We start from the raw sequence: 13,415 nt of genomic DNA on the forward strand, positions 1-13,415 counted from the left end.
GCAAGAGGTCAAATTGTCGGTGACATGAAGCCGGGAAGCCTGGGCCTCCCGGCCGTTGCAAAATCTATTCGGCGGCAACGCCCATGCGCATGCGTTCCATCTCGATCAGCGCACGGCGGTACTCGACCGGCATGATCTTGCGGAATTTCGGCCGGAACGTCGTCCAGTCGTCGAGGATCTCGCGGCCGCGCACCGAACCCGTATAGTGCACATGGTTCGAGATCAGCTGGTAGAGCCGTTCCTCGTCGTGGCTGGTCATGTCGCCGGACACGTCGACGCGGCCCTTGTGATCGAGGTCGCCGCCATGGTGCAGCAGCTTTTCCATCAGATCGTCTTCTTCCGGAACCGGTTCCAGCTCGACCATGGCCATGTTGCAGCGTTCGGCGAAATCGCCCGCCTCGTCCAGCACATAGGCGACGCCGCCCGACATGCCGGCGGCGAAGTTGCGGCCGGTCTTGCCGATGACGACGACGATGCCGCCGGTCATGTACTCGCAGCCATGGTCACCGACGCCTTCGACGACGGCGGCAACACCGGAATTGCGCACGGCGAAGCGCTCACCGGCAACACCGGCGAAATAAGCCTCGCCCTCTGTTGCGCCATAGAGCACCGTGTTGCCGACGATGATGGATTCGGCCGCGACGATCTTGGCTTCTGCCGGTGGCCGGATGACGATGCGGCCGCCCGACAGCCCCTTGCCGACATAGTCGTTGCCGGCGCCGACAAGCTCGAACGAGATGCCGCGCGCCAGGAAGGCGCCGAACGACTGGCCGGCGGTGCCGGTCAGCTTCACCTGGATCGTGTCCTCGCGCAGCCCCTTGTGCTTGAAGCGCTTGGCGACTTCGCCCGACAGCATGGCGCCCGTCGAACGGTCGACATTGCGGATGTCGACCTCGATCTGGACCGGCTGCTTGGCCTCCAGCGCGGGCTTGGCCAATTCGATCAGCTTGCGGTCGAGCACATCGTCGATGGGATGCTTCTGCCGCTCGGTCCAATGCACCGCCTCATGCGGGGCATCGGGCTTGTAGAACATCTTCGAGAAATCGAGTCCGCGCGCCTTCCAGTGCACGATCAGGTCGCGCTTTTCCAGAAGGTCGGTGTCGCCGATGATCTGGTCGAGATGGGTGAAGCCCATTTCGGCGAGCAGCGCCCTCACCTCTTCCGCGACGTAGAAGAAGAAGTTGATGACGTGCTCGGGCGTGCCCTTGAAGCGCTTGCGCAGCACCGGATCCTGCGTCGCGACGCCGACCGGACAGGTGTTCAGGTGGCACTTGCGCATCATGATGCAGCCGGCCGCGATCAAGGGCGCGGTCGAGAAGCCGAACTCGTCGGCGCCGAGCAGCGCGCCGATGATGACGTCGCGCCCGGTGCGCAGGCCGCCATCGACCTGCAGCGCCACGCGCGAACGCAAGCCGTTCAGCACCAGCGTCTGATGCGTCTCGGCCAGGCCCATTTCCCACGGGGAACCGGCGTGCTTGAGCGAGGTCAGCGGCGAGGCGCCGGTGCCGCCATCATAGCCCGAGATGGTGATATGGTCGGCGCGTGCCTTGGCGACACCCGCCGCAACCGTGCCGACACCGACTTCCGACACCAGCTTGACCGACACGTCGGCCGCCGGATTGACGTTCTTCAAATCGTAGATCAGCTGCGCCAGATCCTCGATCGAATAGATGTCGTGATGCGGCGGCGGCGAGATCAGGCCGACGCCGGGCGTCGAGTGCCGGACCTTGGCGATGGTCGCGTCGACCTTGTGGCCGGGTAACTGGCCGCCCTCGCCAGGCTTGGCACCCTGCGCGACCTTGATCTGCATGACATCGGAATTGACCAAATATTCCGCCGTAACGCCGAACCGGCCGGAAGCGACCTGCTTGATCGCCGAGCGTTCCGGGTTCTTGCCACCACCGGGCAGCGGCAGATAGCGGTCGGCTTCTTCGCCGCCTTCGCCGGTGTTCGACTTGCCGCCGATCTGGTTCATGGCGCGTGCCAGCGTGGTGTGGGCTTCGCGCGAAATCGAACCGAACGACATCGCCCCGGTCGAGAAGCGCTTGACGATATCGGCTGCCGACATGACGTCGTCGAGCGCGACCTTCTTGCGTCCGGTCTCCTCGGCCAGCTTGATCTTGAACAGGCCGCGAATGGCCTGGGCGCGCGCCGTCTCGCTGTCGATCTGCGCGGAATAGTCCTTGAACGTCTCCCACGAACCCTGGCGCACGGCATGCTGCAAGGTGGCGACCGCGTCGGGCGACCACATATGCGCCTCGCCGCGCATGCGGAACAGATATTCGCCACCGACATCCAGGCTGTTGCGCAGCACCGGGTCGCTGCCGAAGCCGTCCGTGTGACGGCTGACCGTCTCGCCGGCGACCTCGTCCAGCCCAACGCCTTCGATCAGCGTCGCTGTGCCGGTGAAATATTGCTGCACGAAGTCGGACTTCAGCCCGATCGCGTCGAAAATCTGCGCGCCGCAATAGGACTGGTAAGTCGAGATGCCCATCTTGGACATCACCTTGAGGATGCCCTTGCCGATCGACTTGATGTAGCGCGACACCACCTCGTAGGCGTCGACCTCCTCCGGCAGCTCGCCGCGCTTGTGCATGTCGAGCAGCGTGTCGAAGGCGAGATAGGGATTGATCGCCTCGGCGCCATAGCCGGCAAGGCAGCAGAAATGATGCACTTCGCGCGGCTCGCCGGATTCCACGACGAGACCGACAGAGGTGCGCAGCCCCTTGCGGATAAGGTGGTGATGCACGGCTGCCGTCGCCAGCAGTGCCGGAATGGCGATCCGGTCGGGGCCAAGCTGGCGGTCGGACAGGATGATGATGTTGTAGCCGCCGGCGACCGCTGCCTCCGCTCGCTCACAGAGCCTGTCGATGGCGCCTTGCATGCCGGCAGCGCCCTCGCTCGATCCGTAGGTGATGTCGATCGTCTTGGTGTCGAAGCGGTCTTCGGTATGGCCGATCGAGCGGATCTTTTCCAGATCGCCATTGGTCAGGATCGGCTGGCGCACTTCGAGCCGCTTGCGGCGCGAATTGCCGACCAGGTCGAAGATGTTCGGCCTGGGACCGATGAAGGACACCAGGCTCATCACCAGCTCCTCGCGGATCGGGTCGATCGGCGGATTGGTGACCTGGGCGAAGTTCTGCTTGAAATAGGTGTAGAGCAGCTTCGACCTGTCCGACATTGCCGAGATCGGCGTGTCGGTGCCCATCGAACCCACGGCTTCCTGGCCGGTGGTCGCCATCGGCGACATCAACAGCTTGGTATCTTCCTGGGTGTAACCGAACGCCTGCTGTCGATCGAGCAGGCTGACATCCTTGCGCAACGCGCGCGGCTCGACCGGCTTCAGATCTTCGAGGATGAGCTGCGTGTTCGCAAGCCAGGTCTTGTACGGATGCTTGGTCGCGATCTCCGACTTGATCTCCTCGTCGGGAACGATGCGGCCCTTGGCAAGGTCGATCAGAAGCATGCGGCCGGGCTGCAGCCGCCACTTCTTGACGATCTTCTCCTCCGGCACCGGCAGCACGCCGGCTTCCGAGGCCATGATGACGCGGTCGTCGTCGGTGACGATATAGCGTGCCGGGCGCAGTCCGTTGCGGTCGAGCGTGGCGCCGATCTGGCGGCCGTCGGTGAAGGCGACCGCCGCCGGGCCGTCCCATGGCTCCATAAGGGCTGCATGGTACTCGTAGAAAGCCTTGCGATCGGCGCCCATGAGCTTGTTGCCGGCCCAGGCTTCCGGGATCAGCATCATCATCGCGTGGCTGAGGCTGTAGCCGCCCTGGAACAGGAATTCGAGCGCATTGTCGAAGCAGGCGGTGTCGGACTGGCCGTCATAGGAGATCGGCCACAGCTTCGAGATGTTGTTGCCGAACAGCTCGGAATCGACGGAAGCCTGTCTGGCCGCCATCCAGTTGTTGTTGCCGCGCACCGTGTTGATCTCGCCATTGTGGGCGACCATGCGGTACGGATGCGCCAGCTTCCACGATGGGAAGGTGTTGGTCGAGAAGCGCTGGTGGACCAGGATCAGCGCGGTCTCGAAGCGCGGGTCCTTGAGGTCCTTGTAATAGGCGCCGACCTGATAGGCCAGGAACATGCCCTTGTAGACGATGGTGCGCGCCGACAGCGACACGCAATAGGCGCCGATGTCCTTGTTGTCGTTCTCGGCGTAGATGCGGCCCGATATCACCTTGCGCAGCAGGTAAAGCCTGGCCTCGTACTCCTCGTCGTCGGGAATATCCGCGGTGCGACCAATGAAGACCTGCCGATGGAACGGCTCGGACGCCACGATGTCGGCCGCCTTCGACAGGGATGAATTGTCGACGGGCACGTCGCGGAAACCGATGAGCGGCAGTCCCTCGGACTGCGCCGATTCGGCGATGATCTCTTCGATATGGGCGCGAAGGGCGGCGTCCTGCGGCATGAACCAGTGCCCGACGCCATATTGGCCAGAAGGCGGCAGTTCGATGCCCTGGGCCGCCATCTCCTCACGGAAGAATTGGTCCGGAAGCTGCACCAGCACGCCGGCGCCGTCGCCGACCAGCGGATCGGCGCCGACGGCGCCGCGATGCGTCAGGTTCTCGAGCACGGCAAGGCCGTCCTTGACGATCTGGTGCGACTTCACGCCCTTCATGTTGACGATGAAGCCGACGCCGCAGGCGTCATGCTCGTTGCGCGGATCGTAGAGGCCCTGAGCGGCAAAACCATTGGTGGTTCGGCCGATGTTGGATCGAGGCGCAGTTTTGACGGCAGCCGCTTTCGTCTGCGCGGCCTGGCCGTTCGTCGCAGCAAGCGTCATGTCCGTCATTGTCCTATCCTCCGTTCCCAGCCCTTCGGGCGCTGGCCATTTCTTCGGTCGCTAATTTGCCTCGGCAAGCGTCTTGCTCACCCTGATCCTTGCGGCACGTCTTGCGAAATCCTTGCCGGATCATGCGGCTTTTCGCATGGTCCGCATCTGGTATCGTACAGGCCAGTGTCTGGCCGTCCACCTGTCGCTCGCGGCAACAGCCGGAGAGGCCCATATGTTACGCCAATCCAGCCTGTTTTGTGCGACAAAATAAGACAGCACTACTGTCCTAAATTTTTATGGCAGAATTCCCCGGCGCACACAAGACCGATTCACAAAAAACTTGGGCCTTACACGACAGAAAATGTCGCGAAGTCGACCGAAAACGTAAGCTTCGGTCGCCAGCCGCCGCGCTGACAAGTTGATCGGGCCGGTGGTTTTTTCGGCGTCTGGCCCTTGCGGTCGGCTTGCGAAACCGGTCAACTTCGCGCTGATTTCCCCAGCACAGGCAGATACATGTTCTTCGCTTCCGACAATTGGGCAGGCGCCCATCCCAATATCGTCGCCGGCCTGTCGGCCGCGGCCGGCGGCTTTTCCACCGCCTATGGTGACGGCGCGCTCGACCGGACGGTCTACGCCAGCTTCAGCGAGATTTTCGAACGCGAAGTCGCGGTGTTCTTCGTCGCAACCGGCACCGCCGCCAACTCGCTGTCGCTGACCACCTACAACAAGCCCGGCGGCATTTCCTTCGCCCACCGCGAATCGCATGTCATCGAAGACGAATGCGGCGCGCCGGAATATTTTTCCGGCGGCTCGCGGCTTCATGCCGTCGACGGCCCCCTCGGCAAGATCGACCCGCACAATCTGGAACGGACCATCGGCCGCTTCGCGCCAGAGATCGTCCATTGGGGCCGGCCGATGGCCGTTTCGATCACCCAGTCGACCGAGGTCGGCACCATTTACGGCCTGCAAGAGATCGAGACGATCGCGGCCATCGCCAAGCAACATTCCGTGCCGTTGCACATGGATGGCGCCCGCTTTGCCAACGCGCTGGCCGCGCTCGACACGACGCCGGCCGAAATGACCTGGAAACGCGGCGTCGACATCCTGTCCTTCGGCGGCACCAAGAACGGCTGCTGGTGCGCGGAGGCGATCGTGCTGTTCGACCTCGACCGCGCCAGGGAATTGGCCTTTCTGCGCAAGCGCGCGGCTCAACTGTTTTCGAAATCGCGCTTCGTGGCGGCGCAATTCGAGGCCTATTTCAAGGACGGGCTGTGGCTCGACACGGCCCGGCACGCCAACGCCATGGCCGCGCGCCTCGCGGCGGCGATCGAGGATTCGGAAACGGCGAAGCTCGCCTGGCTGCCGCAGGCCAACGAGGTGTTCGCGGTAATCAAGAAGACCGAAGCCGACAGGCTGCAGACGGCGGGCGCCGCCTTCTACGACTGGCACAAGCCGCATGGTTTCGACGGCCATATCGGCGAGGACGAGTTGCTCTACCGCTTCGTCACCAGCTTTGCCACGACGACCGAGGAAGTCGATCGCTTTGGCCAGCTCCTGGCCGGATAAGCGGGCAAAATGGCTGCGACACGCCCCGTTTTTGAATTGGCCTCGGACCTTGATAAGCGGACCAAGGTGGAAGGCAGCGGATCAGGGTTCATACGTCGTTCGCGATACCATTGGCTTCGCTGGACAATTCAGTTGCGAGCAGCGCTAGTCACAATGATCCTCGCTTGCAGCCTGCAAGGGGCTTGGTCCCAGAGCTGCTCCGTCACGGCCGCCAACGGATCGTACGGCGTGTTGGACATTCTGAGCGGAGCCGTTGACGACACGACGGCAACCTTCTCGATCAACTGCACCGGGACAGCCAACCAGACCGTGCGCCTTTGCGTCGAACTTTCACCTGGCCAGACCAACGCGGCCGGCAACCGCCGGCTGGCTTCCGGGTCCGAGCGATTGGTCCACGAGCTCTACAGCGACGCGTCGCGAACGACGATCTGGGGGTCCTGGGGTCTGGCCACGACCAGTTACGGGCTCTATCCCATTGGGGCGACCTACGATCTTGCTTTGGGTTCCTCGGGCAGCGCCGGCACTGCGTTGACCGTTTACGGCAGAGTATTCTCCAACCAGGCCGCCGCTGGACCCGGATCGTATGTCTGGACCATGACCACCGCACCGGCTGCCAGCTATGATTACAAGACCGCCTCGGCGTGTCCGACAGGCAGCCGGCAAGCCACGTCCAGCGGCTCCACCTGGACCGCGACAATCAACGCGAACTGCAACGTCTCGGCCACCAACGTGAACTTTGGCTCCGTCGGAGTGCTGGCATCCAATGTCGATTCGACCGGTTCGGTCACCGTTCGCTGTACCGACACGACGCCGTACAATATCGGACTGAGCGCCGGGGCCGGCTCCGGTGCCACGGTTGCCAGCCGCAAGATGACGAGCGGCGCAAAGACCGTGACCTATTCGCTCTACAGCGACAGCGGCAGGGCCAGTGTCTGGGGAACCACGATCGGCATTAACACCGCTAGCGGCACCGGCACCGGGCTCGATCAACCATACACCGTCTACGCCCGCGCGCCCGCGCAGACGACGCCCGCGCCCGGAGCCTACACCGACACAATCGTCGTGACGGTTACGTATTGATGACCCACAGACAGCCGATCCGGGATCAGCGGCAGACAACCGGGATGACCACTTGCTCGTTTGCTTTTGTCATGTAGCCGAATGATGCGCGGCACGAACCCTTGGCGGTCTCGGCAACGACAGTGTTGTTTCGCGCCAGTGCTTTCACATAAGCGCGTCCGTCGTAACCGATGACGAAGTCCTGCGTGCCGTTGACCGTGCCGTGCGACCCGACCTCGAGCGGCTGTCCGTCCGGCCCCGACAAGACGAGGACCGCGGCGCTGACGTCGGTGCGAACTCGGAAATCGACCCGCACGCCAGCCCGGTCGGCTGGCGCGATGATATCCTGCGTGGTCGTGACGTCGGCGTCGACGGGCAGATTGGTCGTGTCGATGGCGATCTTGTTGCGCTGATAGGAGCGCAGGCTCGGCACCAGAAGCCTTCCTTTCGCGTCGGTGACGCCGGCCGGCCGGTTCTCGAAAAGCACGCCGACACCCGGCAAACCCGTCTCGACAACGGCGAAACTGTCGTCAATTCGGTCTGTCAGGAAAATGCCGGAACCCATCGTTGCGATTGCCCCCTCGAACTGGGCTGTCGCCGCTGTGCCCGAGATTGAACGGCCGACGCCGGCCTCGGCATGCCCATGGGAGGAGCGATAGGAGACTGCCGCGGAGCCCTCGGCGGACCCGTCCTGACTGAAGCTCGTCCGCCAGCCAAGGCTGCCCGGGTCCTCGCCGAGCGGTTTGCTAACATCGGCAATCACATCGACACCGTGCTTGTCGGCTGAAATGGCCGTCGAAGCCATTACATTGCCGCCGATCGGGATCGACAGGCCGGCGAAGAGGCCGGCATTCCGTCGCCCGCCAAGGGCGGCGAAGGCGGTCGCGTTGAGATAGCCGAATGGCAGCGCCCGCGAATAGGAAGCGGTGAGTATCCTGGAACCTTCACCGCAGGCCGGCGTCAGATCGATGTAGCTTGCGCTAATGCTGCCGCTGTCGAAGGGCAGCGGCGTTCCGAAGGAAATGCTGTTGACCATCTTCGGCGGCCTGGATCGGGTCGACGCACCCACGGCCATGGGGTCGAAGGACAGCAGCCTAAAGAAGGCGTGGCCGGACGTTCCGCCGTCTTGAAGCCGGTCGCTCACCGAGGCGAGATCGTCATAGGACCCGAACGTCATTTGCGAACTGGCATTTACACTGAGGGTCCCGATTCTGATCTCATAGGAGGCATAGGACTGCAGCCCGCCGCCCGCCGCGCCATGGCTGCCGGCCACCGCGAAGGAAGCGACGCCGAGCGAACCGGTGCGCGTCACCATGCCGAGACCGCCATTGAGCAGGCCGCTGCTGGCCTCCCCGTGGGCTTCGAGCGTCAGCCAGTCGAAGATGCCCTTTCTCAGGCTTGCCGACAGGACTGGCTGGTTGACGGCATAGGCGTCGGACGTCGTCGCGTATCCCAACCTCGGCAGGCCTGCCTCCAGCGAGAAGTCGAAGAGCCCCGGCCTCAGTAGGTTAGGCGAGGCGTAGAATGGCACGCTCGTGCGCGTTTCACGGCCGGCCGCATCGCGCAAGACGATAACCGCCTGCCCACCGCCGGTGGTGACGGGGATGTCGGTGATCTGGAACGGTCCGGTGTCGACGGGGTGCGAATAGGTCTTCGACTCGTTGACATAGACGTCGACCGTCGACGGCACCGCCGCGCTGCCGCTCGCCGATACAAGCGGCTGGGTGATCAGATCGGTGCGAAGGCCGAAGTCGCGGCGCGCCTGAAGCCCGCCGATGCGGATCGGCCTGGTCCAGGCGAACCCGCCGGAAATCGCATCGCCAGCTTGGTACGTGGTTAGCGTTGCCGGGTCGGAATAAGTGTAGGCGGTATCGAGCCTCAATGCATCGGCGCGGCCATTGTCCTCCAGCCGCAGGATCGCCGATTGGCCGAAGGTGCCGACCGGCGAAAAGGCCCGTGCATCGAGGGTGGTGGAAGCGCCGCTGAAGGCGAAGCCACTGGCGTCGGGCTCCTGCCGCGATGCCGCGAACAGATTGTAGTTGAGAACCCCGCCGAACCCCGCTCGAACGTCAGGGGGAGCCTCCCGGCCGGGCGCGGCGTCATAGGATATCATGCCGCGCAGGCCATCATTGATCGTTAGAAAAATGCGTTGCTCCCGCTCTTCGTAGCGGTAGCCCAGCCCCCGCACGGTGTCGAGCATGACGATGGCTTCCCGAGGTCGGGCTTGCTTCCCGAGATCCAGTCCCAAAGCGTGCAGTTCGTCGGGAGCGGCGCCGAGATGCCGGCCGTCGAAAGACTCGAATGCCGCGATCTGGTTGGTGGCGGCGCCGTTGATGAAGACTTCGAGCTGAAGCTGCTGCGCTGCTCCGTCCGCTCGATTGGACTGTATCAGCGTCGCAACCAATATCGACAATGTCAGGAGCCAAGCCGCATTCACGGCGCGGCGACAACCGGCGCCACGGCATTGATCGGGCCATCATTGCCTTGGCCCGAGATCGAGACCGATCCCTTGGTGGCGAATTTGCGCCCGCTGGCCGGTGCCGCCCACCGCATGGTCGACTGACCGAGCGCATAGCCGACCAAACCCCCACCGAATGAAATCTTGTGCCCGCTGACGTCGCGTAGCGAGAGTGCGGAGATGCGCAAGCGGGTACCGCCCCTGTTGTGGGCTGAAACGATCAAACGGCCGTCCTGTCTCGATATCGTCCAGTCCAAGCTGGGTGGCGTTCTTGCCTGCGAACCGAAGAAGACTGGGATCGAGTGGCGAACCAGCAGCCTCACCGTGCCTGTCTTGGCCCGACTGGCGTCTGGAAGCTCGTCGACGAGCAGGCGATAGGCCTCCTCGGTCGCAACCGGTCGCTTGACCACTCGCACGATGCGGGCAACATAGTCGGTACCCGGCAGGAGCGTGACGGCAGGAGGCGAGGCAACCACATCATCCGTGGGCTGAAGGGATTCTTCGCCATTGACCTGCGACCAGCGAAAAACACGAATCTGCACGTTGGTCGGCGTTGTCCCCTCATTGCGCAGCGTAATGGTCGACGCCGCGCTCGGCGCGACGACATCGACCAGAGCGGGCTGCACTTGAAGCGACTCCGCACGGACCTGCACAGCGCCGAACAGCAATGCCCCCGCCAGGGCCGAAGCCAGCCTTGCCCAATTCATTGCCACCCCCATGGCGTCGACCGTCAATGAGGCCGACTTCAGTAGGTTACCGTGACGGTCACGGTGTCTGTATAGACGGCTGGCGCAGGCGTTGATTGCGCCGGCACGCGTCCATAGACGGTAAAGTTTTGCGCGGCGCCGGAACCGGTCGCCGAAACCGCATTTGTCCCGATGGTGTTGCCCCAGACGGTCGTTCTGCCGCTGTCGCTATAGAGAGAATAGGAAATCGTGGCGGCACCATTGGTCATCTTGCGGGCGGCGACGGTCGCGCCCGATCCGGTGCCTGCGTCCAGGCCAACATTGTATGGAGTCGTGTTCGTGCACTGAACCTGGACCGTGGACGTCTGGTCGACATTGGCCGCAATGACGCCGGACGAGCCGAAGTTCAGGGTTGACGCGCTGTTGATGGTGCAGGACGCGGTGATCGTCATCTGCACGGCCATGGAAGCGGTTGTTGTCGTGGCGCGCGCCTCGCCGCCGGTAATTGCCAGGATCGCTAGGCACGCTGCTGTTTTCCGCCACATCCGGCGAGGTCCTTTTTCGATGGTCCCAGGAGAAGACGAGGCGGGATTGGGAGCATGTGCCCGTGATTGAGCCTCGCCAAAATATGTTCGATGTTGCTTAACAAGATATTACTTATTTAGATAAAGCTAAACCAATTCATGCTCGGCCCCTCCCGAGGGCAAAAAGAGGTATCCCGCTGCCGGATTCGAGCAGCGTCAGGGCAAAGCCCCTTTTCATCCACCCAGCAAACGCAAAAAAAAGCGGCGCCTTTCGGCGCCGCTTCCGTCTCGGGAGGAGACTTTAACTTTACGCGTTAGCAAGCCGTCTTGTCAGGCGGCGGTCTTGGCCTCGATCTGCTTGGCCTTGGCCGGAGCCGAGGTGATCGCGATCTTGCGCGGCTTCAGTTCCTCGGGGATGTTGCGCTTGAGGTCGACGAAGAGCAGGCCGTTCTTCAGCGCGGCGCCGACGACTTCAACGTGATCGGCAAGCTGGAAGCGGCGCTCGAAAGCCCTCGAGGCAATACCACGATAGAGCAGTTCGGAACCTTCGCCGGTGCCCTCGTCCTTGCGCTCACCCTTCACGGTCAGCACGTTGCGATGGGCTTCGATCGAGATTTCCTCATCCGAGAAACCGGCGACCGCCATCGAAATCCGGTAGGAATCCTCGCCGGTGCGCTCGATATTATAAGGCGGATAGGTCTGCGCGCCATCAGGCTGCGCAAGCGAATCGAGCATGGTGAAGAGACGATCGAAGCCGACGGTCGAACGATAAAGCGGGGAAAAATCAACGTGACGCATGAGGTGTTCTCCTGTTGAGCAACATGGTTTGCGTATGGTCGGTGCGAAACCCACGAGCGGCGTTTCGGCTAGACCAGCGGCCCCGACATTGGCGACCGCAAACCACATTTGGGGAGCGTTCGAAGGCATTTCAAGATTTGGCCGGACGGCAAAAAAAGCAGCGCGGCCTGCCGTGATGAACGGCAGATGAACCGGCGCTTCGGCGCGCGTTCAGACAGCTGCCGCTAAAGTGGCTCTCAAGATCAAGGATTGGCGGCGCCGAATTTGCAGAGGGGCCGCAACGAGGCCGAACCGGGTGTTAACGTCCCTTCCTCCCGGATCGACAGAAGGCCGGAAACGCGCTCAATGCCGCTTCCGGCCTTCCCTGTGCTGCATCTCCCGTCACCTGGAATTCCTTTGCTTTTGATGTATTGACGTCTATCACCTTGAGAGGCCGGTCCCGACAGGCTGGCACGTGAAGACGCCGAGCACAAAACGCCGCATGACGGACATCCTCCAAGACACCTCCCTTTTCCATGAGACTGAGGGCAATCCGCGGCCGGAGAACGCCGCCGGCGGCTTTTTCACCACGCGCGATCGCAAGAAGATCCGCTACGGCCTGTTCGGAGCGGTCGCGCGCCCGGTGAGAGGCACCGTGGTGCTGCTGCCAGGCCGCAACGAGTGCATCGAGAAATATTTCGAAACCATCCGCGATCTTGCCGCCCGGGGCCTTGGCGTCGCCACGCTCGACTGGCGCGGCCAGGGCGATTCCGACCGGCTGATCCGCGATCGCCAGCGCGGTTATGTCAGGTCCTTCCGCGATTATACGGCCGACCTCGAGCAGTTCTTCGAGGAGATCGTGCTGCCCGACTGCCGTGGACCCTACTACATCCTGGCTCATTCCGCCGGCGCGGTGATCACGCTGCTTGCGGCGCCGTCGATGGTCAACCGCGTGCGGCGCATGGTGCTGATCGCGCCGTTCCTGACGCTGCCCGACCTGCCGGTCTCGATAAGCACCGTTCGCCGCGTCTGTTCGTTTTTCTGCGCTTTGGGCCTTGGCAGGCTCTATGCCGCCTGGGGCCCACGGCCGAGAGACACGCTGCCTTTCGAAGCCAACAAGGTGACGTCGGATCCACAGCGCTATCGTCGCAACACCCGCATCTATGAAGAGTATCCGCAACTGGCCCTCGGCGGCCCGACGATCCGTTGGCTGCAGGCGGCGGCAAAGGCTTCGGAAGCGATCAGCGATCCCGACTTCATGGCCAGGATCCAGGTTCCTCTGCTGATCATCGCCGCCGGCGCCGACCAGGTCGTCTCGACCAGGGCGGTGGAAGCATACGCCAGAAATCTGAGGCTCGGCTCGATACTGATGATCGACGGCGCCAAGCACGAAATCCTGCAGGAGGCCGACCTCTACCGCGAACAATTCCTCGCCGCCTTCGATGCCTTCATTCCTGGCTCCGACGACCCGACGGCCTGACTGGCGCCAAAGCCCTTCACGGATCGGCCGGCATAGCTGACACTCCGTTGTCAGGAAGATGGGGCGTGGGCGCCCGCAGCAC

General features: G+C 63.1%; 8 protein-coding genes. 3 read left to right on the forward strand and 5 right to left on the reverse strand.

From position 1 onward, the window contains the following. Positions 1-64: 64 nt before the first annotated feature. Positions 65-4,801: a glutamate synthase large subunit gene (gene gltB / locus FJ978_RS05795; protein WP_140570904.1), complete on the reverse strand. Its 4,737-nt coding sequence runs from the start codon at positions 4,799-4,801 to the stop codon at positions 65-67. Between the two features lie 495 nt (positions 4,802-5,296). Between gltB and FJ978_RS05800 the strand changes: the two genes are divergently transcribed. Together FJ978_RS05800 and FJ978_RS05805 are read left to right on the forward strand one after the other, a co-directional pair. Beyond that, a complete protein-coding gene (locus FJ978_RS05800; RefSeq protein WP_140570906.1) occupies positions 5,297-6,349 on the forward strand; it encodes a low specificity L-threonine aldolase in 1,053 nt (350 codons plus the stop codon). Positions 6,350-6,502: 153 nt separating this feature from the next. After that, complete coding sequence (locus FJ978_RS05805; protein ID WP_181176699.1) at positions 6,503-7,429, forward strand: spore coat protein U domain-containing protein; 927 nt, start codon at positions 6,503-6,505, stop codon at positions 7,427-7,429. 25 nt (positions 7,430-7,454) lie between these two features. Here FJ978_RS05805 and FJ978_RS05810 read toward each other — a convergent pair whose 3' ends face one another. The 4 genes from FJ978_RS05810 to FJ978_RS05825 all read right to left on the reverse strand — a co-directional run bounded on the left by FJ978_RS05810 (position 7,455) and on the right by FJ978_RS05825 (position 11,874). Further along, positions 7,455-9,821: a fimbria/pilus outer membrane usher protein gene (locus FJ978_RS05810; RefSeq protein ID WP_140570910.1), complete on the reverse strand. Its 2,367-nt coding sequence runs from the start codon at positions 9,819-9,821 to the stop codon at positions 7,455-7,457. 20 nt (positions 9,822-9,841) lie between these two features. Beyond that, positions 9,842-10,573 (reverse strand): fimbria/pilus periplasmic chaperone, encoded by a 732-nt coding sequence (locus FJ978_RS05815; protein WP_140570912.1) that lies wholly within the window; start codon positions 10,571-10,573, stop codon positions 9,842-9,844. A 38-nt stretch (positions 10,574-10,611) separates the two neighbouring features. Continuing rightward, the gene (locus FJ978_RS05820) at positions 10,612-11,097 is read right to left on the reverse strand and encodes a spore coat U domain-containing protein (RefSeq protein WP_140570914.1); all 486 of its coding nucleotides are present in this window, start codon (positions 11,095-11,097) and stop codon (positions 10,612-10,614) included. A gap of 309 nt (positions 11,098-11,406) precedes the next feature. Beyond that, positions 11,407-11,874 (reverse strand): Hsp20 family protein, encoded by a 468-nt coding sequence (locus FJ978_RS05825; RefSeq protein ID WP_013893124.1) that lies wholly within the window; start codon positions 11,872-11,874, stop codon positions 11,407-11,409. 481 nt (positions 11,875-12,355) lie between these two features. Between FJ978_RS05825 and FJ978_RS05830 the strand changes: the two genes are divergently transcribed. Continuing rightward, positions 12,356-13,333, forward strand: a complete 978-nt coding sequence (locus FJ978_RS05830) for an alpha/beta hydrolase (protein ID WP_140570916.1) — start codon at positions 12,356-12,358, stop codon at positions 13,331-13,333. Positions 13,334-13,415 lie beyond the last annotated feature (82 nt).

It is taken from the genome of Mesorhizobium sp. B1-1-7 (genome assembly GCF_006442705.1).
In the GTDB taxonomy this organism is placed as follows: domain Bacteria; phylum Pseudomonadota; class Alphaproteobacteria; order Rhizobiales; family Rhizobiaceae; genus Mesorhizobium; species Mesorhizobium opportunistum.

What these genes read in the sequence shown, in the direction of transcription:
- gltB (WP_140570904.1), bottom strand. Translation starts at nt 4,801, where the DNA reads ATGACGGACATGACGCTTGCTGCGACGAACGGCCAGGCCGCGCAGACG.
- FJ978_RS05800 (WP_140570906.1), top strand. Translation starts at nt 5,297, where the DNA reads ATGTTCTTCGCTTCCGACAATTGGGCAGGCGCCCATCCCAATATCGTC.
- FJ978_RS05805 (WP_181176699.1), top strand. Translation starts at nt 6,503, where the DNA reads ATGATCCTCGCTTGCAGCCTGCAAGGGGCTTGGTCCCAGAGCTGCTCC.
- FJ978_RS05815 (WP_140570912.1), bottom strand. Translation starts at nt 10,573, where the DNA reads ATGAATTGGGCAAGGCTGGCTTCGGCCCTGGCGGGGGCATTGCTGTTC.
- FJ978_RS05820 (WP_140570914.1), bottom strand. Translation starts at nt 11,097, where the DNA reads ATGTGGCGGAAAACAGCAGCGTGCCTAGCGATCCTGGCAATTACCGGC.
- FJ978_RS05825 (WP_013893124.1), bottom strand. Translation starts at nt 11,874, where the DNA reads ATGCGTCACGTTGATTTTTCCCCGCTTTATCGTTCGACCGTCGGCTTC.
- FJ978_RS05830 (WP_140570916.1), top strand. Translation starts at nt 12,356, where the DNA reads ATGACGGACATCCTCCAAGACACCTCCCTTTTCCATGAGACTGAGGGC.